The organism is Thermovibrio ammonificans HB-1 (assembly GCF_000185805.1).
GTDB lineage: Bacteria > Aquificota > Aquificia > Desulfurobacteriales > Desulfurobacteriaceae > Thermovibrio > Thermovibrio ammonificans.
Genome location: NC_014926.1, coordinates 1345972 through 1370338 on the forward strand (window position 1 = coordinate 1345972; position 24367 = coordinate 1370338).

At 53.0% G+C, this 24367-nt stretch carries 29 protein-coding genes and 2 tRNA genes; 15 read left to right on the forward strand and 16 right to left on the reverse strand.

The features are described from left to right. Nucleotides 1–12 precede the first annotated feature (12 nt). From THEAM_RS06945 to THEAM_RS06960, 4 genes are read left to right on the forward strand one after another with little or no spacing between them, the layout of a single operon-like run. Entirely contained in the window at nt 13–2004 is a 1992-nt protein-coding gene (locus tag THEAM_RS06945; RefSeq protein ID WP_013538126.1) for an acetate--CoA ligase family protein, read from the forward strand. Continuing rightward, nucleotides 1959–3581: a 2-oxoacid:acceptor oxidoreductase subunit alpha gene (locus THEAM_RS06950; protein ID WP_013538127.1), complete on the forward strand. Its 1623-nt coding sequence runs from the start codon at nt 1959–1961 to the stop codon at nt 3579–3581. The genes THEAM_RS06945 and THEAM_RS06950 overlap by 46 nt, the downstream gene beginning before the upstream one ends. Beyond that, nucleotides 3578–4381, forward strand: a complete 804-nt coding sequence (locus THEAM_RS06955) for a thiamine pyrophosphate-dependent enzyme (RefSeq protein WP_013538128.1) — start codon at nt 3578–3580, stop codon at nt 4379–4381. Before THEAM_RS06950 ends, THEAM_RS06955 begins: the two co-directional genes overlap by 4 nt. Nucleotides 4382–4414: 33 nt before the next feature. Then, nucleotides 4415–4654, forward strand: coding sequence for a hypothetical protein (locus THEAM_RS06960; protein WP_013538129.1), 240 nt, complete (start codon nt 4415–4417; stop codon nt 4652–4654). On the opposite strand, the gene THEAM_RS06965 is transcribed toward THEAM_RS06960, so the two are convergent. Next, the gene (locus THEAM_RS06965) at nt 4645–5427 is read right to left on the reverse strand and encodes a hypothetical protein (protein ID WP_013538130.1); all 783 of its coding nucleotides are present in this window, start codon (nt 5425–5427) and stop codon (nt 4645–4647) included. The two genes, THEAM_RS06960 and THEAM_RS06965, sit on opposite strands and share 10 nt — an antisense overlap. A gap of 103 nt (nt 5428–5530) precedes the next feature. On the opposite strand from THEAM_RS06965, the gene THEAM_RS06970 reads away from it, so the two are divergent. Further along, nucleotides 5531–5806: a hypothetical protein gene (locus THEAM_RS06970; RefSeq protein ID WP_013538131.1), complete on the forward strand. Its 276-nt coding sequence runs from the start codon at nt 5531–5533 to the stop codon at nt 5804–5806. 28 nt (nt 5807–5834) lie between these two features. After that, nucleotides 5835–6320, forward strand: coding sequence for a type II toxin-antitoxin system VapC family toxin (locus THEAM_RS06975; protein ID WP_013538132.1), 486 nt, complete (start codon nt 5835–5837; stop codon nt 6318–6320). Here the strand turns inward: THEAM_RS06975 and flgL are convergent. The 4 genes from flgL to THEAM_RS06995 are packed head-to-tail and all read right to left on the reverse strand — an operon-like array spanning nt 6304 to nt 9651. Beyond that, complete coding sequence (flgL, locus tag THEAM_RS06980; RefSeq protein WP_013538133.1) at nt 6304–7242, reverse strand: flagellar hook-associated protein FlgL; 939 nt, start codon at nt 7240–7242, stop codon at nt 6304–6306. The genes THEAM_RS06975 and flgL overlap by 17 nt on opposite strands. Nucleotides 7243–7245: 3 nt before the next feature. After that, a complete protein-coding gene (flgK, locus tag THEAM_RS06985) occupies nt 7246–8595 on the reverse strand; it encodes a flagellar hook-associated protein FlgK (RefSeq protein ID WP_013538134.1) in 1350 nt (449 codons plus the stop codon). Nucleotides 8596–8650: 55 nt separating this feature from the next. Further along, nucleotides 8651–8977 (reverse strand): hypothetical protein, encoded by a 327-nt coding sequence (locus THEAM_RS06990; RefSeq protein ID WP_013538135.1) that lies wholly within the window; start codon nt 8975–8977, stop codon nt 8651–8653. Between the two features lie 5 nt (nt 8978–8982). Beyond that, nucleotides 8983–9651 carry a flagellar brake protein gene (locus THEAM_RS06995; RefSeq protein WP_013538136.1) on the reverse strand — a complete coding sequence of 223 codons (669 nt, stop codon included), beginning with the start codon at nt 9649–9651 and terminating at the stop codon, nt 8983–8985. 95 nt (nt 9652–9746) lie between these two features. Between THEAM_RS06995 and THEAM_RS07000 the strand changes: the two genes are divergently transcribed. Both THEAM_RS07000 and THEAM_RS07005 read left to right on the forward strand, forming a co-directional pair. Further along, nucleotides 9747–9824, forward strand: a tRNA-Pro gene (locus THEAM_RS07000). Between the two features lie 20 nt (nt 9825–9844). Then, nucleotides 9845–9921, forward strand: a tRNA-Arg gene (locus tag THEAM_RS07005). Here the strand turns inward: THEAM_RS07005 and THEAM_RS09860 are convergent. From THEAM_RS09860 to THEAM_RS07055, 10 genes are read right to left on the reverse strand one after another with little or no spacing between them, the layout of a single operon-like run. After that, nucleotides 9880–10665 carry a YdcF family protein gene (locus tag THEAM_RS09860; protein WP_013538137.1) on the reverse strand — a complete coding sequence of 262 codons (786 nt, stop codon included), beginning with the start codon at nt 10663–10665 and terminating at the stop codon, nt 9880–9882. The two genes, THEAM_RS07005 and THEAM_RS09860, sit on opposite strands and share 42 nt — an antisense overlap. Nucleotides 10666–10674: 9 nt before the next feature. Next, nucleotides 10675–11607 (reverse strand): biotin synthase BioB, encoded by a 933-nt coding sequence (gene bioB, locus THEAM_RS07015; protein ID WP_013538138.1) that lies wholly within the window; start codon nt 11605–11607, stop codon nt 10675–10677. Continuing rightward, complete coding sequence (locus THEAM_RS07020) at nt 11604–12185, reverse strand: GTP-binding protein (RefSeq protein ID WP_013538139.1); 582 nt, start codon at nt 12183–12185, stop codon at nt 11604–11606. The genes bioB and THEAM_RS07020 overlap by 4 nt, the downstream gene beginning before the upstream one ends. 9 nt (nt 12186–12194) lie before the next feature. Continuing rightward, the gene (locus tag THEAM_RS07025; protein ID WP_013538140.1) at nt 12195–12668 is read right to left on the reverse strand and encodes a roadblock/LC7 domain-containing protein; all 474 of its coding nucleotides are present in this window, start codon (nt 12666–12668) and stop codon (nt 12195–12197) included. After that, nucleotides 12668–13648 carry a thiamine pyrophosphate-dependent enzyme gene (locus THEAM_RS07030; protein WP_013538141.1) on the reverse strand — a complete coding sequence of 327 codons (981 nt, stop codon included), beginning with the start codon at nt 13646–13648 and terminating at the stop codon, nt 12668–12670. Before THEAM_RS07030 ends, THEAM_RS07025 begins: the two co-directional genes overlap by 1 nt. Before the next feature lie 16 nt (nt 13649–13664). Further along, nucleotides 13665–14873 (reverse strand): 2-ketoisovalerate ferredoxin oxidoreductase subunit alpha, encoded by a 1209-nt coding sequence (porA, locus tag THEAM_RS07035; RefSeq protein ID WP_013538142.1) that lies wholly within the window; start codon nt 14871–14873, stop codon nt 13665–13667. A gap of 2 nt (nt 14874–14875) precedes the next feature. Next, nucleotides 14876–15172 carry a pyruvate synthase subunit PorD gene (gene porD, locus THEAM_RS07040; RefSeq protein ID WP_013538143.1) on the reverse strand — a complete coding sequence of 99 codons (297 nt, stop codon included), beginning with the start codon at nt 15170–15172 and terminating at the stop codon, nt 14876–14878. Continuing rightward, nucleotides 15169–15735 (reverse strand): 2-oxoacid:acceptor oxidoreductase subunit gamma family protein, encoded by a 567-nt coding sequence (locus tag THEAM_RS07045; protein WP_013538144.1) that lies wholly within the window; start codon nt 15733–15735, stop codon nt 15169–15171. Before THEAM_RS07045 ends, porD begins: the two co-directional genes overlap by 4 nt. Continuing rightward, entirely contained in the window at nt 15735–16340 is a 606-nt protein-coding gene (gene recR, locus THEAM_RS07050; protein ID WP_013538145.1) for a recombination mediator RecR, read from the reverse strand. Before recR ends, THEAM_RS07045 begins: the two co-directional genes overlap by 1 nt. After that, nucleotides 16337–16669, reverse strand: coding sequence for a YbaB/EbfC family nucleoid-associated protein (locus THEAM_RS07055; protein WP_013538146.1), 333 nt, complete (start codon nt 16667–16669; stop codon nt 16337–16339). The genes recR and THEAM_RS07055 overlap by 4 nt, the downstream gene beginning before the upstream one ends. Before the next feature lie 74 nt (nt 16670–16743). Between THEAM_RS07055 and hflX the strand changes: the two genes are divergently transcribed. Beyond that, nucleotides 16744–17844, forward strand: a complete 1101-nt coding sequence (gene hflX, locus THEAM_RS07060; RefSeq protein ID WP_013538147.1) for a GTPase HflX — start codon at nt 16744–16746, stop codon at nt 17842–17844. On the opposite strand, the gene THEAM_RS07065 is transcribed toward hflX, so the two are convergent. Next, on the reverse strand, nt 17819–19063 hold the full coding sequence (locus THEAM_RS07065; RefSeq protein ID WP_013538148.1) for a tetratricopeptide repeat protein: 1245 nt from the start codon (nt 19061–19063) through the stop codon (nt 17819–17821). The two genes, hflX and THEAM_RS07065, sit on opposite strands and share 26 nt — an antisense overlap. A gap of 88 nt (nt 19064–19151) precedes the next feature. Here THEAM_RS07065 and THEAM_RS07070 point away from each other — a divergent pair, with 88 nt between their 5' ends. From THEAM_RS07070 to THEAM_RS07095, 6 genes are all read left to right on the forward strand, one after another. Next, nucleotides 19152–20462 (forward strand): peptidylprolyl isomerase, encoded by a 1311-nt coding sequence (locus tag THEAM_RS07070; protein ID WP_013538149.1) that lies wholly within the window; start codon nt 19152–19154, stop codon nt 20460–20462. A gap of 2 nt (nt 20463–20464) precedes the next feature. Beyond that, nucleotides 20465–21343 carry a YicC/YloC family endoribonuclease gene (locus THEAM_RS07075; protein ID WP_013538150.1) on the forward strand — a complete coding sequence of 293 codons (879 nt, stop codon included), beginning with the start codon at nt 20465–20467 and terminating at the stop codon, nt 21341–21343. After that, nucleotides 21333–22016, forward strand: a complete 684-nt coding sequence (gene gmk, locus THEAM_RS07080) for a guanylate kinase (RefSeq protein ID WP_013538151.1) — start codon at nt 21333–21335, stop codon at nt 22014–22016. Before THEAM_RS07075 ends, gmk begins: the two co-directional genes overlap by 11 nt. 40 nt (nt 22017–22056) lie before the next feature. After that, a complete protein-coding gene (rpoZ, locus tag THEAM_RS07085) occupies nt 22057–22266 on the forward strand; it encodes a DNA-directed RNA polymerase subunit omega (protein WP_013538152.1) in 210 nt (69 codons plus the stop codon). Beyond that, the gene (locus THEAM_RS07090; RefSeq protein WP_232203425.1) at nt 22245–23015 is read left to right on the forward strand and encodes a dihydroorotate dehydrogenase electron transfer subunit; all 771 of its coding nucleotides are present in this window, start codon (nt 22245–22247) and stop codon (nt 23013–23015) included. Before rpoZ ends, THEAM_RS07090 begins: the two co-directional genes overlap by 22 nt. A gap of 72 nt (nt 23016–23087) precedes the next feature. Beyond that, nucleotides 23088–24317 carry a (Fe-S)-binding protein gene (locus tag THEAM_RS07095; protein ID WP_013538154.1) on the forward strand — a complete coding sequence of 410 codons (1230 nt, stop codon included), beginning with the start codon at nt 23088–23090 and terminating at the stop codon, nt 24315–24317. Nucleotides 24318–24367 lie beyond the last annotated feature (50 nt).

Here is a 24367-nt window from a genome sequence, read left to right on the forward strand (position 1 = left end):
TAGAGAGAAAGGTTGTTCCTCACCGAACCGCAAGTTTACGAGCTCCTTGAGCGCTACGGCATAGAAACGCCCCGCCACAGAACCTTCAAAAGGGGGGAGGAGGTTGAGTGGCACCTGTTCCCGGCCGTTGTTAAAGTTGTATCGCCGAAAATCGTCCACAAGAGCTCGGTAGGGGGAGTGGTATTCGTTGAAGGTCCGAAAGAGCTTCAAAGGGCCGTAGAGGAGCTGTTTCGGAAGTTCCCCGACGCCCAGCAGGTTATAGTGGAGGAGAAGCTCTCGGGAATAGAGGCCTTCCTGGGGGTGAAAAGGGACCCCTCCTTCCTCCACCTGATAGCCGTAGGACTGGGAGGGGTGCTGGTTGAGCTCCTGAAAGACCCGGTTTTCATCCCCTTAAGTGCAAGCAGGAGCGAAACCGAAAAGAAGATAGCGGAAACGAAGCTCTACAGGCTCGTTAAAGGGTACAGGAACTTCAAAGGGAACCTCGACCTGCTCCTCGAGCTCATAGAGAAACTGAAGAAACTCCTCAAAGAGAACCCCGAAATCGCCGAAATGGACCTGAACCCCCTGTTCATCACCGAAAACCGCGTAGTGCCGGCAGACGGCAGGGCCGTTACCGAACCACCACCCGAAAGGCCGAAGTTCCGGCCGCTCCCGAAGGAGCTCTTCAGGCCAAGAACGGTTGCGGTAATAGGCGCCTCTACAAACCCAAAAAAAGTGGGCTACGCCTTAGTCAGGAACCTTGAACAGTTCCAAGGGAAGGTTTTCCCCGTTAACCCGAAACACGAAAAAGTCCTCGATTTTAAATGCTACCCTTCAATACTGGCAGTACCCGAACCGGTAGACTGCGCCCTCGTAGCGATACCGGCAAAGGGCGTGCCGGAAGTTATAAGGGAGTGCGGGAAGAAGGGGGTAAAACTCGCCGTTGTTATATCTGCGGGCTTTGGTGAAACCGGAGAGGAGGGCAGAAAACTACAGGAAGAGCTCAAAAGAGCGGCCGCCGAATCCGGGATAAGGGTGTTGGGGCCAAACACCCTCGGCTTTATAGTGCCGGGGTTGAAGCTCAACGCCTCCTTCTCAACCGTCACCCCGCCGCCGGGGGAAACCTCCTTCCTCTCCCAGAGCGGAGCCCTCATAACCGCAGTAATAGACAAGGCCGCAGAGGAGCGGTTCGGCTTTTCGGAAATCATAAGCCTCGGGAACCAGGCCGATATAGAGATAACAGAAACCTTAGAGCTTGCCACCCGCGACCCCTCAACGAAAGTTGTCCTCTCCTACGTTGAGGGGCTCAAACTGGGGGCAGAGCTCCTGAACTTCCTGAACCGAAAACCCTGCATATTCATAAAAGCGGGACGGAGCGAAAGCGGCAGGCGGGCGGCGGCCTCCCATACGGGCTCACTTGCGGGAAACTACAAGCTCTTCAAAGACGCCGTTGAGACCAAAGGGGGAATAGTCGTAGACTCCCTCGAAGAGGCCTTCGACACCGCAAACCTCCTGAGCACCTACGGCGGAATCCGGGGCAGGAGGCTACTCGTAATAACAAACGCAGGGGGGCCCGGAACCCTCGCAGCCGACTACGCAGAGGCAGAAGGGCTGAAGCTCGCAGACATCTCGGCAGCAGTTGAAGAGCTATCAAGGGGGCTGCCCCCGAACTGGAGCCGCATAAACCCGATAGACCTAATAGGCGATGCAACCTCAGACCGTTACAGATTCGCCTTTAAAACAGTTGAAAAACTGAACACCTGGGACGCAGCCCTCGTAATAGTAACGCCCCAGTCTATGACCGACGTCCCGGAAATAGCCTACGAGATAGTCAAGTTCAAAGAGCGGAGCAGGAGAGCGGTTGTGGCCTGCCTCATGGGGGGCCACTCGGTAAAAGGGGGCAGAGAGATACTGAAAAACAACCGAGTCCCGAACTACCCGGACCCCTACAGGGCCGTTAAGTCTATAAGGAGGGGAGTATGGAACGGTCTGTCATCATCGGAGGCCAGGCAGGAGAAGGCATAAAAGAGGCCGCCAACCTGCTGGCCAAAGTTCTGGTAAACCTCGGTTACTCGGCCTTCACCTACCACGACTACCCGTCGCTCATCAGGGGAGGGCACAACTTCTCCCAGGTCAGGTTCTCAAACGAACCGGTAGCCGCCCCCGTAGAGAAGGCGGACTACATAGTGGCCCTCGACGAAAGGAGCGTTAAAGAGCACCTAAAAAACGCCAAAGAGTCAACCGTATGGATTGTAGATGAAGCGGTCTCCTCGGTTGAGGGGATAAAACTGCCCCTGAGAAAACTGGCAAAGGGGGTTATGAGAAGCTCTGCAATCCTGGGAGCGCTGCTGAAGGCCTTCAGAATAGAGAGGAGCGCAGGCGAGGCGGTAATCGAGCAGCTCCCGCAACCGGAAGAGAACAAACAGGTCTTTAACAAAAGCTACGACCTTGCCCCGGAAGTTGAAGAGATAGTAGAAGTAGAGGGGATAAAGGGAACCTACATATCCGGCAGCGAAGCAACGGCTCTCGGGGCGGTAGACGGGGGTCTAAACGTTTACATAGCCTACCCTATGACACCCGCATCGCCGGTGCTCCACTACCTTGCCGCCCACAAAAGAGAGTTCGGAATAAAGGTGGTCCAACCGGAAAACGAGATAGGAGTGATAAACATGGTCCTCGGGGCCGCCTACGCCGGAGGCAGGGCGATGACGGGAACTTCGGGAGGCGGCTTCGCCCTCATGACAGAGACCTTGAGCCTTGCCGGCATGAGCGAAACGCCGGTTGTAATCTACGAAGCCCAAAGGGGAGCTCCCTCTACAGGCGTTCCCACCTACACGGAGCAGGCAGACCTGCTGTTTGCCCTGTTTGCCGGCCACGGAGACTTCCAGCGGATAGTGGTGGCCCCCTCATCTGCAAGAGAGTGCTACCTGTTAACCAGAGAGGCCCTCAACTTGGCCTGGAAATTTCAAGTACCCGTGATTATCCTGACGAGTAAAAACGTGGCAGAGAGCTTCTTCACAGAACCCATAGAGAGAGAACGGGTAGTTGAAGAGCCAAAACTTTGGAACGGAGAGGGAACCTACAAACGCTACACGATAACCGAAGACGGAATCTCCCCCTTGGCCTTCCCGGGAACAAAAGGGGCAGTGGTGAAATCAAACAGCTACGAGCACGACGAAGTCGGAATAACCACCGAGCGCCCCGAAGTGATAAGGGCCATGAAGGAGAAGAGGGAGAGAAAAAGGCAGACCATTTACAACTACTTCAAAGACAGGAGCGACACGGTCACAGTGGGCGGAGATACAAACTCCAACCGGGTCCTTGTAACCTGGGGCGAGAACTGGGGAGTGTGCTGTGAAGTGGGCGAAGAGCTGGGCTACAAAGCGGTAAAACCCAACTACCTCGAACCCTTCCCCGCCGAGAGGCTAAAGCAGGAGCTTCAAGGAGCCCGGGAAATCATCGCTGTTGAGCTATCGATTACAGGGCAGTTCGAAAAACTCCTGAAGCTAAACGGTATAGAGGCAACCCGCCGCTTCAGGAAGTACGACACCCGACCAATCTTCAAAGAAGAGCTAACCCGCTTTTTAAGGGGGGAGAGATGAGCATCCAGCTGAAAGACCTAAAGACCTACGCCGAGAACACCTGGTGTCCGGGATGCGGCAACTTCGCAATCCTCAAGGCCTTTGAAGAAGCCGTAGTTGAGCTCTCGGAAGAGATAGCTCCCGAGAACTTCGTAATATCCTCCGGCATAGGGTGCCACGGCAAAATCGTTGACTACATAAACCTTAACAGCTTCTACTCCATACACGGCAGGGCACTGAACAACCTTGAAGGAATGAAGCTGATAAACGACAACCTCAGGTGCGTGGCCTTCGTAGGAGACGGCGACATCTACGCCGAGGGCATCTCGCACCTCATATTTGCGGCCAAAAGGAACGCAGACATCACGGTAATCGTCCACGACAACAGGGCCTACAGCCTCACAACCGGACAGTTCACACCCACAAGTCCCTCAAGGTTCAAGGGAAAGTCAACACCGGAAGGGCCCCCCGAAGACCCGATGAACCCGATTCTCCTGATGCTCTCAGCAGGGGCGACCTTTGTTGCAAGGGGGTTTGCAGGCGACATTCCCCACCTGAAGGAACTCATAAAGGAGGCCGTAAAGCACAGAGGCTTTGCTTTCATAGACGTTTTACAGCCCTGCGTAACCTTCTTCAACACATTCCCCTTCTACAGAAAGCACTGCTACAAACTCGAAGAGGCCGGCCACGACCCGACAGACTTCAACGCCGCCATCGAGAGGGCAAGGGAGTGGGACTACAACAGCGACGACGAGAACACAAAAATACCGATAGGGGTGTTCTACAGGGTAAGGAAACCCACCTTCGAGGAGAGGGTATAGTTTAAAAGGGAGCAAAACTACAAGGAGGGAGAGATGAGCTACGAGGTAATGATTAACCCCAGAACAAAAGAGATTCACATCTTCCAGGTGGGAGCCGAGAAGTCCATCTGCAACCAGGTGAGCAGAGAGGGGCTTGAGGTTGTGCAGATAGTCCACATAGATGCCGACACCTTAAGCGGCATAGAGCTGTGTCAGGTAACAAGCCTCTTCGCAGCCCTAAAGTCGGTGGGCCTTAACACCTGCGGGAACTGTGCAAAAGTCCTCTACAAGTAGGATATAAAGTCCTCTATCGTTATAAGCTCCAGGTGGAGCTCTCCCTTCCCGCACTCTGAAGCGTAACGGAGGGAGAGCTCCCTACACCTGTCTATGTCTATATCCGGGGCAAAACTTGCAAGGTAGATGTGAACCTCGGAGAACCTGTTCTTAAGGGCCAGAGCAAGCTGGTTAAGGTACTGTACCTTCTCCCTGACCTTCCTTGCCTTCTCCCCCCTACCGAGGCCGAGTTCAAGGAAGAACTGAACATTCCCCTTACACTCGTACCCTTCAACGTATCCCCTACCCCAGAAAACCACATCGAGGTTCTTGCCGGAAAGCACCTTAGAGCGGCACCTTATTTGGAGCTTCTTCCTGTTAACCATCGGCTGGCAGTGCATCGACGTAAGCTCCACCTTCTCCCTGTTAACGGGCCCGAGGTGGTAAACCAACTCCTCAAAAAGCCTCCCCTTCCTCAGGGCTATAAGGTCGTCTTGGGGAATCTCCTTACCGGACGAGTTCTCTGAGTGTTTTAGAAAGAAGTTCTCCAGCAGATGCCACAGGATTCTCTTCTCAGCAGTAGAAACGGGAAGAGAGGAGAGGAACTCCTCCTTTCTCTCCCGGCGGAAGTTGTAAAACTGGGAAACGTGCTCAACCTCTTGAAAAAAACGGGCTATCTGGACAATAACCGGGAACCGCTCCCTGCGTCTCAAACAGACGAGGAAGTGAACAAGCTCCTTTACCGGCTCACCCAGAAAACGCTCTACATCTACGTAACAGCTGAACAGGGCCATAGGACAATTTTACACACAGCAGCAGAGGTTTAATATCAATTAATCAAACCCGTTCAACGGTTCTATAAACTTAAAAGTATCAAAATAGTTATCGGTGGGCTCAATGAAAGACAACGATATAGTATTGCCAAATTTCAGAGCTCCCAAGAAGGCAAAGAAAAAGCGAAAGGAACAAGACAGAAGTAGGGCTCTGAAGGTAAAACTGTCTCTCTATGGGAAAACTACACGGTACGCAACGCATAAACCCACTACAAGAGTAAGAAGAGGCGGCAGGAACAGGCCACAATCTGCCTCTACCCAAACCTTCGCAAGTAAACAGAATTTGACAGAAGCCTTTAATATATTTGACGAGCTTGGAGAGCTCCTAAAGGACTTATAGAGAACACCTCAAATCAAACGGTAGTGGGATGTATCTACTCGATACTGCCGCGTGTAAAACCATAATAAGAGCAAACGTTTTAGAGGATCCCCTTGAAAAAGCGATTGCAGTTGAAGCCAGAGAAAAACTCAAAAAGCTTGCAGAAAAAAGGCTAATAGCAGTCTCCTTTATCACAGAGGCCGAGCTTCTCTTCAGCGTTCTAAAAAAAATCAAAGAGGCAAAATCGGAACAAGCAATAATGGAGCTTTTCAAACTTAAATGGGGAGTAAAGCTGTTCCTCTCTGGGATAAACGTTTTAAGAAACACAGCCAAAGACAGTGAACACTACGCCGCCAAAATGGCAGAGATTTGGTCAAATAACGAAAAAATAGACCCCTGCAGCTGTTTCATTGCCGTGCAGGCCCTAACGAGAAACGCCTACCTGGTAACCGATAACACCGATGAGTTCTCAAAAGTCAGCGGACTAAAAACCCTGACTCTCGAGGAGTTTTCAAGAATCACTTCAAGAAGTTAAGCAGGGAAAGCTGCTTAAGGTCGGTATAGGTTGAAAGTAGGGCCTGATAAGCCGTTTTCGCCTTATCGTAGTCGGAGATAACAGAGGCAAAGTCGGCGTCCCCTATCTTTGAGCGCAGCTCCTTGGCGTGAAGGGCCACGGCCTCGTTCTGGGTTTTAAGGTCGTCTACAAGGGCTACCTGGGTACCCAAAATGGAGCGGTACTCCATTATCTTTGAAAGGCCCGCATCGAAAGCATCAAGGAGCTTCATAGTCTGGGGCCCGTCGCCCAAGTCTACCGTTACGGTTGCGCTGTCCAGCTGGGAGAGGTCTCCAGACTGAATTATCTGAACGATTCTATCCAGAACCTCAACAACCGTAATCTTACCGCTCACCCTGTTTACACCGAAGTAGTTCTCGCCGTTATAGTTGGTGCTAACTTCAACGCCGTTTGCCACCGGAACAGTGGTCTCCCTTGTCTCTCCCTGGTAGGTGCCGTCGCTGTCGAAAGGCGGAGACTGGGTTTTAACACCGCCGAAGAGGTATGCATCCCCCACCTTCTCGTTACCCATCTGGATGACGTAGTCTTTTACGCTCTCAAAGTAGTCTGCGAGGGTTTTCGCATCTTCGCCGTTAAGGGCACCGGTGTTTAGAATCTGGATAATCTTCACCCTTGCAGCTTCAAGCGTTTGAACGGTAGAGGCCAGAGCGCTCTCTGCAGTGTCCATGTTGGCCTTAACAAGGTCTATGTTGCGGTTGAACCTGTCCAGGTTCTCAACGAACCTGTCGAGCCTTAAGAGTCTTGCGTAGTCAACCGGGGAATCGGAAGGCCTTAAGATAGACTTCCCGGAGGAGAGCTCCTCCGCCTTACGCTTTATCTCGGCGCTCTTGAGCCTGTCGTAACGGATAAACAGGTCGAACAGCTCGCCCGTAGATATCCTCATAGCTTACCCCGCCATGTTCAGAATTGTTTGGAGAAGCTCATCTGTAACCGTTACAACCCTTGCCGCAGCCTGGTAGGCCCTCTGATAACGGGTAAGGTTTACAAGCTCCTCATCCGTATTCACGCCCGAAAGCTCTTCAACTTTCTGTTTTATGGCGTCGAGCTGAAAGTCGCTGTTTTTCAACAGGTTGTCGTTGGACTCAACTTCTTGGCCAATCCACGAAGTTATCTGGGTGCCGTAGTACTCGGCAAAGCTGAGGCCGTTAAGCTGAGTGTAGGTTTTATCCGCCAAAGCCATAAGGGCCTTAACGTTTCCGTTATCGGAGTCGAGGTAGTTGGGGTCTGAGGCCGCAGCAAACTTCTTCGGGTCGTTAAAGGCGAGAACAATATTTGAAGCGTCTATAGGCTGGCCGTTATCGGAGGCGAATAGGTCTATACCGGTCTCTCCGTAAAGGTTGTAACCCTGTTCGTGCTGGGCGTTAACTTCGTTTGCAATGGTAGAGGTGAGGGTGTTGAGCCTCTCCATCGCAGACTCAACAACGTTCAGGGCACTTACAAGCCCGCCTACGGAGCCTCCCGAGAGGTCGGAGGTGATATCCCTACCGTCGGCAAGGACTTTAACGCCGGAATCGGTGTTTTTAACAGTGACTTTAAAGGTTCTGTCTCCAAGGACAAGGGCAAAACCCTTTGCAGTGTAAAGGTTAACCGTGCCATCGCTGTTGAACTGAACCTTGGCATCTATGATGGAGCTTATCTCTTTTATGGTTCTGTCCCTTTCGTCCAGGTACTGGTTGAGCCTGTCGGGGGAGTCGGCAAAGAGGGGAATGTTCCTGTTGATGTCTGCAAGTTTCTCAAGGAGCTGGTTGAGGTTGGAAACGCTCTCTGCAACCTGTTTGGAGTAGGTGCTCTTTATCTCCTGAAGGGCAGAGTAGGAGTCTCTGATGCGGCCTACGAGAACCTGGGCTTTAGAGAGGAGCTCCTGACGTGCAGCAAGGTCTGCAGGGTTAACGGCAACGTCGTTCATAACGCTGAAGAAGTCGTTTATCGCCTGTGAGAGGCCGCTCCCCATTTGGTCGTTGAAGAGGGACTCAACTTGTGAGAGCACTTCGCTTTTCGCCTTCAGGTAGGCGTTATTCTGGTTCTCCGAGATGAACCTCTTGAAGAGCACCGAACTGAAAACCCTACGTAGAGTGGCAACTGTTACGCCTCCGCCGGGAATATCGGCGAAAACCGGCTCTTCCCGGGAGTAGCCGTCGGTGTTAACGTTGGAGAGGTTTCTGTTGGTAGTGTTAACCGCTATCTGCTGAGACAGAAGCGCCTGGCTCGCCAAAGAGAGGGCACCGAAAAGGGCCATTTCCATCCCCCGTAGTGGGTGTTAAGGCCCATTATCGGCAAGGGGAGCCCTCTCTTTAAGCCTTACCTCTGAAGAGGGTTGGAGCGGGTTTAGAGGAGTAGGTAGCACTCCGCTCAGGGAAGAGGGCCTCAAACACCTCTTCGTAAAGGGACAAGGCGTTTCTGATGAGGAGCTCAACTTCGGAGTTGAGCCTCTGAATCTCCTTAAGGAGCTCCTCCTCTCCCTTAAAGGAGGAGGGGTCAAGTTGGGAGAGCTTTTTTAAGATTTCGAGCTTCTCGTTTTCGAGCCTCTCCAGCTCCTCTACCTCTTTCAAACCCTTCAACAGCTCCTTCTCCTTTAAGAGGAGTTGTTTCAAGGTTTGAAGCTCTCTTCTCACTTCCAAGTTGCCTACTCCGCAATCATTCTAATTTTATCAAGTATCTCACGCTGACGGGCCATCACGTAACGGTTCAGCAGGGAGCGGGCGTTACGGGGAAGTTGCGTAAACTTCAGCCCGTACTTCATCTTGTCTCCGAAGGGTTCAACCGAAACCACTTCCGCCTCTCCCGAGAAAGAGCCGAAGGGCAGTTCAAGGGTGAACTTGAGCCTGTCGCCGAGCTTGAAGAGCTCTTTCGGGCCTATTACGCCGATTCCGCCTTCGGAGAGGTCTCTGACCTGAAGCTCCTGCTTTGGAGGGTCGGGCTCTTCAAAAGTTACTTTAACCGGCAAGGTCGGTGAAACGGTAACCCTTAAGGTCTCTCTCCTGAAGGAAGGGTCTTCGTAGGGCTTGGGAACTGTTGTCTCAACCATAGAGGAGCCGCGGTAGGTTACGTCGGCACCGAGAATGCGCTCCTGGCCGTAAGCAGGGTCGTTAAACTTTACGTAAAGGCGCCCGCAATCTTCCACGGCCAGGAGCAGTTTCGGATTGGACTCCCACTGAACGAACTCTCTATCGAGGTCGAGAACGCGAACTTTGCAGCGAACCGGAAGTTCGTTATAGAAGCTTATGACCTCTACCGGAGCTTCCTTCTCTTTTAGCTCCCTGAGCCAGTTCAACACTCTATCTAAAACCGACACGTTACCTCCTTTTTCGGCTTTGGAGTGGAAAATTTTAACCGACGTTTCACCGTTGCCAAGAAATCCCCTTTTTCCTATATTTTCGAAAGCAGGTCCGGGGCATAGCTCAGCTTGGTTAGAGCGCGTGCCTTGGGAGCACGAGGTCGCCCGTTCAAATCGGGCTGCCCCGACCACCACAAGCGGAGCTCCACTCGGGCCCGTAGCTCAGCTGGATAGAGCAACGGACTTCTAATCCGTAGGTCGGAGGTTCGAATCCTCCCGGGCCCGCCATAAGTTACGCAGCTCAAAGAAGGCAATCCCCACCCACTCCCTAAAGCCGAAGTAGGTGTCCACTCCGTAAATGGGCATGAACGAGAGCCAGTTGTAACCTGCCCTGTTTACCCTATAATCGGTTGGAACGGGGGTTACTTTAAAGCCGAAGCTCTTAAAGATTCTCACACTTCTGGGCATGTGGTAGGCCGAAGTTACCAAACATATAGATTGAGGGCCTATCAACCTGTAGGTAAACTCTGCATTTTCAAAGGTGGTCCTGCTCTTTCCCTCGACTTTTATCTGGGAGGCCGGAACGCCGAGCCCTTCGAGGAAGCGGGCCATAACGGCTGCCTCACTCTCTACGTTCGGGTATAGAACGCCTCCCGTGGCAACTATCGGCTTTTTTAAAACTCTCCAGAGCTTCCAGGCCTCAAGGAGCCTCTTTGCAACCTGGGGCCTAACCGTAGCCCTGCCGCCGGCGGCAGGCGAGTGGGGAACGATTCCCCCCCCGAGAACCACTATGTAGGTGCAGTTAAGGGAGGAGAGCTTCGGATAGGGGTAAGCATCCTCAAGGGGTTTCAGAGTTAAATCCTTGCCAAACTCGGTGGAGAAGAAGTAAAGGAAGGCAACACTTAGGGCCGCAAAGAAGAAGGCAAGTTTGCGGCGCTTGAACCACAGGAGAAGCGCCAGAACCCCGAAAGTTACAGAGAGCCCCGGGTAGATGACGAAAGAGCCCACAAGCTTTTTTATTAGAAAGAGCATCGCCTCCTCTTAGGGCTTGAGGTTGCTGCTTAAACCAAGGTCTTTTATCATCTGAGCGTCGTCTTTCAGCTGACGCCCCTTGGTCGTTAGGTAGTTACCCACCATAAGGGAGTCTGAAACCAGGAGGGAGAGGGGTTGAAGCTCCCTCAGGTTGAACTCCCTGCCTCCGCAGACCCTCAGGCTGGTTTCGGGCAGTAAAAACCTTAAGGCAACCAACACTTTCAGCGCCTTCAGAGGAGTCAAGAAGCGTGCTCCCTCAAGGGGAGTTCCCCTTATGGGGTGGAGGAAGTTTACGGGTACAGAGTCCACCTGAAGCTCGGCAAGGGATTCTGCAATAGAGCAGATATCTTCAGCAGACTCCCCCATGCCAAAAATTCCCCCCGAGCAGACGGAAAAGCCCACCTCCTTTGCAAGCGCAACCGTTTTGTAACGGTCGTGCCAGCTCTGACGGGTTGCTATAAGCGGGTAGAACTCCTTTGAAGTCTCAAGGTTGTGGTGGTAGCGGTCGAGCCCGCTCCTCTTTAAAAGGAGCAGCTGCTCCTTCCCGAGCTGGCCCAAAGAGGCGCAGAGCTTCACCTCCGGGTTCAAAGACTTAAGCTCCTCAACAACCGAGGCAACCGCAGAGAGCTCCCTATCGGACAGAGCAATGCCGCTTGTCACAAAGCTGAACCGGTCTATCCCCTTAGAAAAGGCGGCAAGCGCTCTCTCTTTAAGCTCCTCTTTGGTCATTAAGGGGTAAACCGTTACCCGTGTTTTAAAGTGAACCGACTGGGCACAGAACTTACAGTCGGAAGGACACCTACCGCTCTTTGCGTTAACTATTGCGCAGGTTTCAACCCTACCGGAGAAGGCTTTAAAGCGAAGGGAAGTGGCCTTCGGCAGGAAGGAGGTAAAGAAGACATCTGCAGGGGAATTAAAGAGCTCCTCGATAAACGCTCTCACTTTTTCAACTTCTGCAGAACTTGCCTTGTTATCTCTTTGAAGGTCTCAAGAACGCCTATACCTTTTGAGGCAACCGCCTCAAAGTCGGGCCTGTTCCACCTGTTCAGGTCCCTCCTCAGAACCTCTACGGGGAGTATGTTGGGAAGGTCCCGCTTATTATACTGGAAAACGAGGGGAAGGTCCTCTATATCGATTTCGTACTCCTTCAGGTTCTCTATCATGTCGTCTAAGGTGTCTAAGTTGGCGTCGTGGCGCTCCTCTTGGGAGTCTGCAACGAACACAACCCCGTCGACACCCTTGAGTATCAGCTTTCTGCTGGCCCTGTAGATTATCTGACCGGGAGTGGTGTAAAGGTGGAACCTTACCTTAAACCCCCTAACGTTGGAGACCTCTATGGGCACAAAGTCGAAAAAGAGGGTCCTCTCGGTCTCGGTGGCCAGGGTTATCATCTCGCCCTTGTTCTCGGGCTTAATGTGGTCGTATATCCACTTAATGTTGGTAGTCTTTCCCGAAAGCCCCGGACCGTAATAGACTATCTTGCAGTTAATCTCTTTAGTCGCAAAGTTTATAAAGGGCATTAACGCTCCTTATTCAAAAAGAGTATCCAAGTCTATATCGTCCAGGTTAATGTCTTCGGGAACAGCGCTCTCCCTCTTTATCCTCTCCTCTATCTCCCTGAGAATGGAGACAAGCTCACGGTAGTACTTCTTGATTTTTATCCTAACAATGCCGAGGTTGGTAACCTGCTTATCGAATATGGCAACGAGGATGTACTTGCCGTCTATGAGAATCATGTAGATGCCCTCTTTCTCGGTCTCGGTGAAAAGGTGGTTAAGGTCTTTGTCACCGAGGAGCTTGGAGAGGGCCTCCGATGCCGCCACGTTTCCGGCAGTAAGCGAGGCAAAAGTTACATCGTCAGAAGAAAAAGCCGGAGACTCGCTCCGGCTTATAAGCTGACCCGACTTATCTATCAGGAGAACTATTTTCGACTTGCTCTCCTCATTTAAGCTGGTTAGAAGCTCCCTTAACTTCTTATCCTCTTCCGGCTTAAGACTAAGCATCACCCTTCCCTGTTAGTTAATTCCTCCATCTTGTTGAGCCACTCCCAGCGCCTGTCGACCTCGGCCTGAAGCTCGGCCAGCTTATCCTCGTTTCCGGGCTTAAAGAGGTGCTTAAACCTCCCCTGCTTCTTGAGGAACTCAACAACCGGCTTCGGGTTCTTCGGCTTGTAGGTAATCCTCCACTTGCCGTTTTCAACCTCAAACAAGGGCCAGTAATTGGTCTCTACGGCAAGCTTCGTAATAAGTATACCTTCTTCCTCCTTTGAACGCCAGCCCCTGGGGCAAACGCAGAAGGCGTTTATGTAAGAAGGACCTTCGGTGAGAAGTGCCTTCTTAAACTTCTCCATGAAGTCCTTCCAGTGGGAGGGGGCCACTTGAGCAACGTAGGGGATACCGTGGGCGGCAGCCACCTCGGGCATCCACTTCTTGTGCTGGGGCTTACCTAAGCTCTCAGAGCCCACCGGCTGGGTTGTGGTGTTTGCGTACTTGGGAGTGGCGGAGGAGCGCTGAATACCGGTGTTCATGTAAGCTTCGTTGTCGTAGCAAACATAGATGAAGTCGTGTCCCCTCTCAAGGGCACCGGAGAGAGACTGGAAACCGATATCGTAAGTTCCGCCGTCTCCGCCGAGGGCAACAAACTTCACCTTCTTGCCGCTGGGAAGCTTCCCCTTTCTCTTGAGCGCCTTGTAGGCCGCCTCTACACCGGCTATTGTGGCGGCTGCGTTCTCAAAGGCGTTGTGAATCCAGGGGCTTCTCCAAGAGGTGTAAGGGTATATCGAGGTACAAACCTCAACGCAGCCCGTAGCGTTTGCAATTATCAGCTCGTAACCGAGGGCGTTGGCCGCCATGTACATCTGCCTCACAATAATGGAGGCACCACAGCCGGCACAGAGCCTGTGGCCGGGAGCAAGCTTCTCAGGGTAGTTTGTGAGCTTCTTAAGCGGAGGTATCTTAACCTCAGCAGCGTTAACCTGTGCCATAACTCTCCTCCAACAATTACTCGTTTAGATTAAGGTAGTTGATAAGGGGAACTTCCTTACCGGCCGCCTTCTGCATAACCTTATCTATGGCCTCCTCTATGTGGTGAACGTTGGTGTCCCTTCCGCCGAGGCCGTAGATAAAGCTGACCATCGGGTAAGTTTTGCCCCTTAAGTACATGGCAGTGGCTATATCACTGTAGAGGGGACCTCCAACGGCACCGAAAGTCTCGGCTCTGTCGAAAACACCGATAGCCTTACAGTTAGAGGCCTCTATTGCGTCCATAACGTCGTAGTAGGGGAAGGGCCTGTAGGTCCTAATTTTAATAAGTCCAACCTTTATACCCTTCTCCTTGCGAAGCTTGTCTATCACGAACTTGGCAGTTCCGGCGGTAGAGCCGATGATAATCAGAATGTAGTCGGCGTCGTCGGTCTTATAGGTCTCTATGTGCTCGTACTTCTTACCAAAGGCCTCCTCAAAGGCCTCCCCAACCTCCCTTATTACCTTGTAGGCGTTCATCATGGCTTCCCGCTGCTGACGCTTAAACTCCATGTAGGAGTCGGTCATGGCAACGGGACCGTGGGTTACTGGGTTGTCAACGTCGAGAAGGGGGTAAAAGGGCTTCAGCTCTCCGATAAACTCCTCAACGGCCTTGTCGGGCAGAAGTCTCACCCTCTCTATAGCGTGGGAGATGACAAAGCCGTCCATACCGACCATAACGGGCAGGCGGGTCCTTTCGTCCTCGGCGATTCTGAGGGCCTGAATGAGGTTGTCGTACTGCTCTTCGGCGTTCTCGGAAAAGAGCATTATCCAGCCCTGGTCCCGGGCTCCCATGGCGTCGGACTGGTCGCCGTGAATGTTGATGGGAGCAGAAAGGGCCCTGTTAACAACGGTCATAACTATCGGCAGCCTCATGCCCGAGGCTATACCGAGAACCTCCCACATGTAGGCAAGGCCGGGACCGGCAGTTGCGGTCATAGCCCTGGAGCCTGCAGCTGCGGCTCCCACACACGCAGACATGGCAGAGTGCTCACTCTCTACGGGAATGTACTCGGTGTCTACAAGGCCGTTTGCAACAAAGTCTGCAAAGAACTGCATAAGCTCGGTCTGGGGAGTAATCGGGTAGGCGGCAACAACGTCGGGGTTAATCTGCCTCATAGCCTCGGCAGCCGCCATGTTACCGGAGTAGGGAACGTAGGTAACCTCCTTTATAAGCTCGGGCCTCATAGTTAGTCCTCCTCACGGAACAGGTATTCGGGTTTCATCTCAAGGGCCTTCGTCGGGCACTCAAAGGCACAGATACCGCAGCCCTTGCAGTGGTCGTAGTCTATCCCGACCATCTTCTCCTCTTTCACCAGAATGCAGGAGTCGGGACAGAAAACCCAGCAGAGCATACAGTTAACGCACTTATCCTGCTCAAAAACGGGCCTCCAAGCCCTCCACTCACCGGTGTTGTACTTCTCACTGGAACCGGGCTCGGGTATAACCGCTCCAATCGGTAAATCTCTCCAGCTCTTCCCAATCATTCTCCCTTTACCTCCTCATAGGCTCTGTAAAGTGCCCTAACGTTTGCGGCAAGGGCATTTTCGGAAATTTTCTTCCCGAATGTCTTCTTGATGTCTTCCTCAACGGTCTTAATGTCTACAAGGCCGCCCAGAACCTTAACAAGGGCCCCGAGCATGGGAACGTTCATCAGGGGCCTTTTCAGCTCCTCCATGGCAATCTTCGTTGCATCTACGGTGTAGATTTTCCGCCCCTGTATGTTGTACTTCTCCCTTACCTCTTGGGGAGTTTTGTTCGTGTTGATAACGAGAACGGCGTCCTCGCTTGTCCCCTCAAGGAAGGGAACTGTTTTAAGGAGCGTAGGGTCAACTACAACAACGATGTCGGGGTTGAGAACCATACAGTGAAGGGTGATAGGCTCTTCAGAAACTCTGTTGTAAGCCCTCAGAGGAGCACCGGAGCGCTCTGCACCGTAGTCGGGGTTGCTCTGGGCGTACTTGCCCTCCCTGATAACGGCAGAGGCGAGAATCTTCGAGGCCGTTACGGCACCCTGTCCTCCTCGGGCGTGCCACCTGATTTCAATCATTACCGTCCTCCAGCTATTAGTTTCTTATCCTCAAAGGCCCTCTTCAGGGTCAGTTCGTCGGCGTTGTCTATGGTTCCGCCGTAGGGTATGCCGTAGCCGATTCTGAACACTTTAACACCGAGCTTCTGAAGCCTGTCAACGAGGAACTTGGCGGTTGCTTCCCCCTCAACGGTAGGGTTAAGGGCGATTATCACCTCTTTAACGCCGAGCCTCTTTATCCTCTCAAAGAGCGACTTCACGTTAAGGTCTTCTGGGCCTATCCCTTCAAGGGGCGAGATAACCCCGCCGAGAACGTGGTAAAGGCCCTTGTACTCGCCGAGCTTCTCAATCGATATGGCGTCCCTGGGCTGTTCAACAACGCAGATGGTAGTTCTGCTCCTCTCCGGGTCGCTACAGACCCTACACAGCTCTCCGGCGGCCGGAAGGCCGCACTCCTTACAGGGAGTTACCTGCTCGAGCTCCCTGAAGGCGTTTATAACCTGACGCCTGCGCTCTTCGGGCAGGCGGGAGAGAAGCAAAACGGCCCGCTCTGCGGCCCGCTCGCTGATGCCCGGAACCTCCGCAAGGTACTCTATGAGAAGCTCAAGGTTCTCGGGGTAAATCAAAAGAGACCTCCGAGGTCTATTCCGAGGCCCCCGGTGATTTTCTCCATCTCACGGGCGAGGGTGTTCCTCGCCTCCCTGAGGGCCTGGTTGGCCGCCGCAAGAACGAGGTCCTGAATCATCTCCCTGTCGCCGGAGTCTATGAGCTCCTGGGATATCTCAACGGAGACAAGGTCTCCGGTTCCCTTTGCAACAACCTTAACGGCACCGCCTCCGGCGGTTCCCACAAACTCCCTCTGCTCAACTTCTTCTTTCAGTTTTGCAGCCTGGGCCTGAAGCTGCTTAGCCATTTTCATCAGTTGGTTTATATTTCCCATACCGCCCTTGAACATTTAAGTAACCTCCGGTAGGTAGAATCACATCTAATTGTAAACGAATTGTAAACGGTAAACAATCGGAGGGTGAGGTGGAGCTGGAGAAAGAGAGAGTTGCCCTAATAGCGGTTAAAAGGCCTAAAGAAGAGGTGGACTTAGAGGAGTTAAAGGGGCTCGTAGAGGCCCTGGGCGGAGAGGTTGTTCAGGAGGTAGTTCAAAAGAGGAGGTCCTTCTCTCCCTCTACATACATAGGTAAAGGGAAGCTGAAGGAGGTAGACACCGAAAGAGCAACAATGATAGTGGCCTACCACCCGCTCACCTACTCCCAGAAGAGAAACATAGAGGAGTTAACCGGGCTGAAGGTGTCCGACAGAACGGAGGTAATCCTCGAGATATTTGCCCGGAGGGCACGGACAAAGGAGGCGAAGCTCCAGGTTGAGCTTGCCAAGAGCTACTACCAGCTCTCCCACATAAGGGGAATGGGAAAACAGCTCTCAAGGCTCGGAGGCGGCGTAGGAACGAGGGGGCCCGGAGAGACCAAAACGGAGGTTGAGGCAAGGGCAATCCGCCGAAGAATCCACAAGTTGAGGAAGGAGCTCGAGGAGGTTCTGAGCAGACAGGAGCTTCAACGCTACAACCGAAAGCGCAGAGGCCAGAAAACCGTTGCCGTTGTAGGCTACACCAACGTGGGCAAGTCTACGCTCGTCAGGGCACTCACCAGGAAAGAGGTCTTCGTAAAGGACATGCCCTTTGCAACCTTAGACGTGAGAACCGGCAGCCTCTACCTAAACGGGGAGACCGTTTTAATATCGGACACGGTCGGCTTCATAAAAAACCTGCCCCACGAGCTGGTGGCCTCGTTCAGGGCAACCCTCAGCGAGGTTAAGGAGGCAGACCTACTGCTGGTTGTGTTCGACGCCTCCTCAGAGACCGCCGAAGAAGAGCTCAACTCGGTAAAAGAGGTCCTGAAAAGGCTGAGAAGCTGGGATAAACCCAAAATATTCGTGGCAAACAAAACGGATAAGCTGGTAAGCTCACCTCAAGAGCTTGAAGAGCTAAAAGGAGAGCTCCTCTTAAAGATACCCGAGGAGAACCCAAAGCTGGTTCTGATTTCTGCCGTAAAAGGGTGGGGGCTCGAAGAGCTCAAAAGGGCCATAGAGGAGGCCCTTAAATCATCTCCTCAAGAGAGGTAATCTCCTTTATCTCCTCTATCCGCTCCTTTACCCTGGCGGCAACTTTCTGCTCGGTAGTTGTGGAGAGTATAGTGCTGTAAAGCTCGAGGGCCTCCTTGTAGCGCTTCTCCTCGAAGAAGGCGTCTGCCACAACTTCTGCAAGCTCGCAGAACTCCTCTTCGCTGAGCTCTTCGCTCTCAAGAATTTTCATACCCACCTCTATGAGGTCCGAAAGCCTGCCCTGGTCGACGAATATCAGGGCAAGCTCGGTGAAGGCATCAAGGAGCACCCAAACGTTCTCGGTTGTTTCAACTATCTCCCTGAGAATCTCTTCGGCCTGGTCGTAGCGCCCCTTCTCTATGAAGAACTCCGCAAGGAGCTTCTTAGACTCCTCGGCCACAAAACCTTCGGAGCAGGCAATCGCCTTACGGTAGTAGTGCTCGGCAAGCTCCTCGTTCCCGATAAGGTCGTAGAGGGCGGCGGCGTTCTGAAGGACATAAGGAGAGTCGGGGTAGAGGTTAAGGGTGTTCAGTATAACCTCCAGGGCCCTGTCGTAGTCTTCGCTGTTAACGAGCACCTCGGCGAGTTTGTGCCTGTACTCAAGGTTCTTGTAGTCGAGCATACAGGCCTGTTTAAGGGCCTCTACGGCCTCCTCCGTTTTGCCCCACTCGGCGAAAACCTTACCCAGCTGAAAGTAAACGGCGGCGTCTCCGGTTATCTCGGCTCCCTGTTTTAGAACGTCTACCGCCTTTGAGTAGCGCCGCCTCACGTAGTAGTAACGGCCCAACTCAAGGTAGGGGAAAGGAGAGTGGGGCTCCACGGTCATCAGGTTCTTCAGGGCCTCAACCATCTTCTTGTGGTTGCTGGTCTCCCTGTAGAGCCTGTAGAGCTCCTTGTAAACCTCGCCGTTAAAGGGGTTGAGTTTGGCAGACTCCAAAAGCTCCTTCTCGGCGGCCCTGTAGTTTTTCATAAGGGCAAGGGTGATGCCCTTCTCAAGCAGCTCCTTAGAGCGGAGCTCGGTATCGAGGAAGCGGGCCTCCTCGAAGTAGGACTCGGCCTTCTCGCTGTCGCCCAGGGCCTCGTAGGCTTCGGCAAGGAGCAAGTAGTAGTCTACGCTGTGGAATTTATGCCGCTCCAGCTCTTCAACTGCACGTTTAAAGTTCTTAGCCTTTATGTAGGAACGCGCCCTGTCGAGGACCGACTCTAAAGAGGGGCGGGATGTGTTAAAGCTCTTCTTCAAAGGGTCTGCTCCCGACATTTGATTAGTTGAGATACCTACCGAATTTAAGTATAAATCTGGGGGAACGATTTTCAACACTGGAGGATAGATGCTCTCCAAGATAAGGAAAAACCTCCGGGCCTTCAGTATTCCCCTCTGGATAGTGGCGGCCTCCTTTGTGGGGACCATTTTCCTGGTGTGGGGAAGGGGAAGCTTCTCCGGCCCCAGCGGCAGTCAGGTTGCAACGGTCAACGGCCAGCCAATAACACTCGCAGAGTTCAACAGGGAGTATAAAACCGTTGAGGACGAGCTCAGGAGAAAGCTGGGGGACAACTTCAATAAGCTCGTAAAGCCCAACGACATAAAGAGAATCGCCCTTCAAAGGCTCGTCCAGAGGGCCCTGCTGATTGAGCTCGCCAAGGAAGAGGGGTTAAAGGTAAGCGACTGGGCGGTTGCCAAGGCGATAGAGGAGATGCCGATATTCCAAGAGAACGGCAAGTTCTCGGTAAAGCTCTACAAAGCATTCCTCAGGGCCCAAGGGCTAACGCCCCAGGCTTTTGAAGAGACGGTAAGAAAAGACCTCCTCGTCCAAAAGGTCCTGACGGTTGTAAACCACGCCCCCTCGGTAACGCAGGCAGAGCTCACCGAGCTCTACAAGAAGAGCTTCGGCCAGAGGAAAATAGGCTACAAGGTGTTTACAGCCGACCAGTTCAACCCGAAGGTGTCGGAAGAGGAGGTAGAGCAGTTCTACAAGAAACACAAAGAGCAGTTCACAAAGGAGGCCGGCGAAGAGGTTTACCTGCTGAGCTTCGAAAACACCCCCCAGGGTAAGGAGAGGGCCAAAGAGGCCTACGAGCTCGCCAAAAAGGGGGAGCTCGAAAAGCTGAAAGCCTTTAACCCGAAGCCGGCACCCGAAAAGCTGGCCAAGGAGCTTCAGAAAAGGCCCTTCATATTCAGAAGCGAAAATGGCAGGCTGATACTCGCCTTCAAGCTCAAAAAGAGCGAAACCGTTCCCCTTGAAAAGGTTAAAGCCCAAATAGAGGAGCAGCTCAAGGAGGAGAAGGCCCTTGAGCTGGCCCTCAAAGCGGCAAAGAGCTTCAACGGCACGCTCCAGAGCGGCAACTTCACCCCCCAAACTTTCGTCCAGACCTTTAAACCCTTAGACGTTCAGCAGGTAGACAGACTGTTCGTATCAACGCCTGCAGGCAGAAGAGTAATTATGCCCCTCGAAAAGGGCTACGGGGTGTTTGAGCCTGAAGGTCCGCTCACGGCCGGCAAGATAGACGAGAACAAGCTCAACGCCGTTAAACTGCTCGTTCTGAACGCAAAGGCCCAGAGCGACCTTAACTACCTGCTCACACTCCTTGAACAGAAGGCCTCCGTTAAGGTAAACCCCCAGCTGTTTAAGTCGGGAGAGTAACCATGAAAAGTATGACCGGTTTCGGCAGGGCCGTTAAAGAGTCGGAGCTTGCCACAATCACCGTAGAGGTTAAGAGCGTAAACAGCAAGGCCCTTAAGGTGAGGGCCTCCCTTCCGCGCCTCTTCAACAGGTTCTCGGTAGAGGTTCAGAAGGCCGTTTCCGAGGTTGTAAAGAGGGGAGACGTTGACCTCTTCGTAAAGTTCACGCCCACCGAGAAGTTCACTCCCCCCATAACCGTAAACTACTCGATAGCGGAAAAGGTCATAGAGGCGGCAAAGAGGGCCGGAGCCGTTACCGGAACCGAGATAGGGGTAAGCCTGCGGGACCTCTTGGCCTTTCCGGAAGTGTTCCAGAAAGAGGAAGAAGACCCGGAACCCTTAAAACCCCAGCTCTTTGAAGCAGTCGGAGAGGCCCTGCAGGAGCTCGATGCAAGCAGAAGGGCCGAAGGGGAGAAGCTCAAGGAGTTCTTCCTTCGTAAGATAGAGACAATAGAGGAGCTTGTAGGCAGGGTAGAGGAGAAGGCCCAAGGCATAAATAAGCTCCTCTTTGAGAGGCTTAAGGAGAAGGTGAAGAAGCTCTTAGAGGGAGAAGAGCTTCCCGAAGAGTTCACAAAGAGGGTGGAGCTTGAGGTCGCCCTTATCGCAGAGAAGCAGGACGTTACAGAGGAAATCTCCCGGCTGAAGCTCCACTGCAGGAGGTTCAGGGAGCTTCTTGAGTTTGAAGAGCCCGTCGGTAAAACCTTAGACTTCCTGTGCCAGGAGATGCACAGGGAGGCCAACACGTTGGGGAGCAAACTCAAAGAGGTAGACGCCACCGACGAGGTTATAGCCATAAAGAGCGAAATAGCACGGATAAAGGAGCAGGTTCAAAATGTGGAGTAACAAGCTCAAAGGGCTCCTCATAGTTGTATCGGCTCCGTCCGGCACCGGCAAAACAACCTTGTGCCACATGCTCTTAAAGGAGATACCCACCCTTGAGTTCTCCGTTTCCTACACAACAAGGCCGCCCCGGGAAGGGGAGGTAGACGGCAGAGACTACCACTTCGTAACGAAAGAGCAGTTCGAGAGGATGATAGAGGAGGGCGACTTCCTGGAGTGGGCAAACGTTTACGGAAACCTCTACGGAACCTCCAAAAGCCAGGTTCTAAAAGCCCTCGAGGAGGGAAGGGACATACTGCTCGACATAGACACCCAGGGGGCCCTCCAGGTGAAGAAGAACTTCCCCGAAGCCGTTCTCATCTTTATCCTTCCCCCGTCGCTGGAAGAGCTCGAAAGGCGGCTGAGAAAGAGGGGAACCGACCCGGAAGAGGTGATAGAGCGCAGGCTCAAAACCGCACGGGAGGAGCTTAAAAAGGCCCTCTGCTACGACTACCTGGTTGTGAACGACGAGCTGGAGAAGGCCTTCGACCAGCTCAAAGGGATAATAACGGCAGAGAAGCTCAAGAGCGAAAGGCTCGAAGGCCAGCTGAACAGGCTGGTGAAAGACCCCAAGGTGGTTGAGCTGGTTGAAGAGGGTAAGGGGTGCAGAGAGGAGCTTCTCAAACCCGGAAAGTAACGGCTATATTTACCACCTGCAACCTTTAAAGGAGGAGAGAATGAGCAAGAGGCTACCCCTTGAACCGATAGTAAAGAAGGTGGGGAACTTCTACGAGACCGTCCACGTTGCGGCAAAGAGGGCAAGACACCTCTACACCGTAGACCCTTACACCTTCGGCAAGGACTCTGAAGGAAGGGAGCACAAAAAAACCGTAATCGCCCTTTTAGAAATCTTAGAAGGAAAAGTGTGTCCCAAAAGAGAAGGTTAAACATGGGCTACACCGTAGTTGAGAACAGACACGTTACCGGCAGAGACTACCTGCTCACAGTTGAGGCACCGGAGCAGGAGGCAGAGAGAGTAGAGCCCGGCCAGTTCGCAATGGTTCAGGTAAGAAGCAGGCTCCAGCTGGACCCGCTCCTCAGAAGGCCTTTGGGAATCTTCAACCTTGAGGGGAACAGGGTTTCGTTCCTCTACAGGGTTTACGGCAGGGGAACAAAGCTGTTAACGGAAGTTGAGGCCGGAAGCGAAATAGAGGTGCTGATGCCGCTGGGGAACAGCATTCCCCAGAGGGGAGAGAAGTTCCTCTTCATCGCCGGAGGCATAGGCATAGGAGGGCTGTTCCTTGCGGCAAGGCGGTTCAAAGAGGCCGGTAAAGAGGTTGTTGTCCTCTACGGTGAAAGGAGCAGGGAGAACCTGTCGGGCCTGCCGTTCCTTGAGGAGTTCGGCATAGAGCACGTTGTCTATACCGAAGACGGCTCGTTTGGCAAGAAGGGCTTTGTAACCCAGGACCTTCACTCCTACACCGGCTTTACCTGGGTGGCCTGCGGTCCAACGCCTATGATGAAGGCGGTTAAAGAGGAAGCGGCCAGGCTGAAAGTTGAGTGCTACCTGTCGCTGGACAGGAGAATGGCCTGCGGTGTAGGCGCGTGTTTGGGCTGCACAGTCGAGACCGTTAACGGCTACAAGCGGTGCTGCGTTGAAGGGCCGGTCTTCAGGGCAGAAGAGGTTATTCTATAGCAACTGCAAGAAAGTTGCAGTTTCTTCCCCTCCCCCCTATATTGAGTAGTCATCACCGAAAGAGCGGAAGAGATGGAACAGGAGAAGATATTAGGCATAAGCGACGAGCTGGTTGAAAGGTGCGTAAGGTGCGGCTCCTGCCGGCAGGTGTGTCCGGTGTTCAACGTTACCCACGAGGAGCCCTCCGTTGCCCGCGGCAAGATATTTCTCGCAGACATGATAAACAAGGGAAAGGCCGAGCTCGACAAGGAGGCGGCCCACTTTTTCAACCTCTGTACAACCTGCCTCCGGTGCGCGGAAATCTGCCCCGTTATGGTTGACTACGAGAAGATAATCATCTCTGCACGGGCAAAGGCGGTAGAGAAGTTCGGCCTCCCGCCGGAGAAGGCGGCGGCGGTGAAGCTCTTTTCGAACCCCAAACTGCTCAACCTGGCAGGGAAGGTGGCCGCTCCGCTAACAAAGCTCTTCACAAAAGCCTCTAAAAGCCCCCAGAACAGGCTTCTACCCTTTAACGTTCCCAAGCTCGGCAAGGTTCTGCTCCCGGAGCCGAAAGCAAAGCCCTTCAACAGCACAGACAGGTGGTTCAGGCCAAAAGGTAAAGAGAAGGGCAGAGCTCTGTTCTTTACAGGGTGTATGTTCAACAACTTCTACACCGAAACTGCCCAGAACGTGGTAAAGGTTTTAAACGCCCTCGGGTACTCGGTTTTCGTTCCGAAAGAGCAGAGCTGCTGCGGAGCTCCCGCCTTCTTTGCAGGAGACCTGAAGACCTTTAACCAGATGAAGCAGAAAAACCTGGGCTCGCTCAACAGGGAAGGGTTCGACTTTATCGTAACGGCGTGCGCCACCTGCGGCCACGTTTTAAAGGGGGAGTACAGCGAGCTTCGGCTCCCCGTGAAAGAGCTCATTGAGCTCCTGTTTGAGAACATAGAAACCGTTGGGAGCTGGAAGCTCCCGAGAAAGGTTAGAGTAACCTGGCACCACCCGTGCCACATAGTCAGGGGGCAGAAGATACCGCGCCACTACCCGGAAGACGTTCTGAAAGTCCTACAGAACCTCTCCTACACCCCGATGCCCGAGGCGGACAACTGCTGTGGAATGGGAGGCTCATTTAAGCTCTCCCACCCGGAAATCTCAAGGGAGATTCAGCTTAAAAAGGCAAAGAACGCAGACTCAACAGAGGCAGAGGTCGTTTTAACGGAGTGCCCGGGCTGCGTTATGAACATAGCCGAAGGCCTCGAGAGAATAGGCTCTAAGGCCTCAGCCCTCCACATAGCGGACCTCCTGGCTAAAGCCGTTAAGTAGTCTGCAAAGTTGCAAAAGGCCCGCCCTTACCTCCGTTTTACGGGAAATAA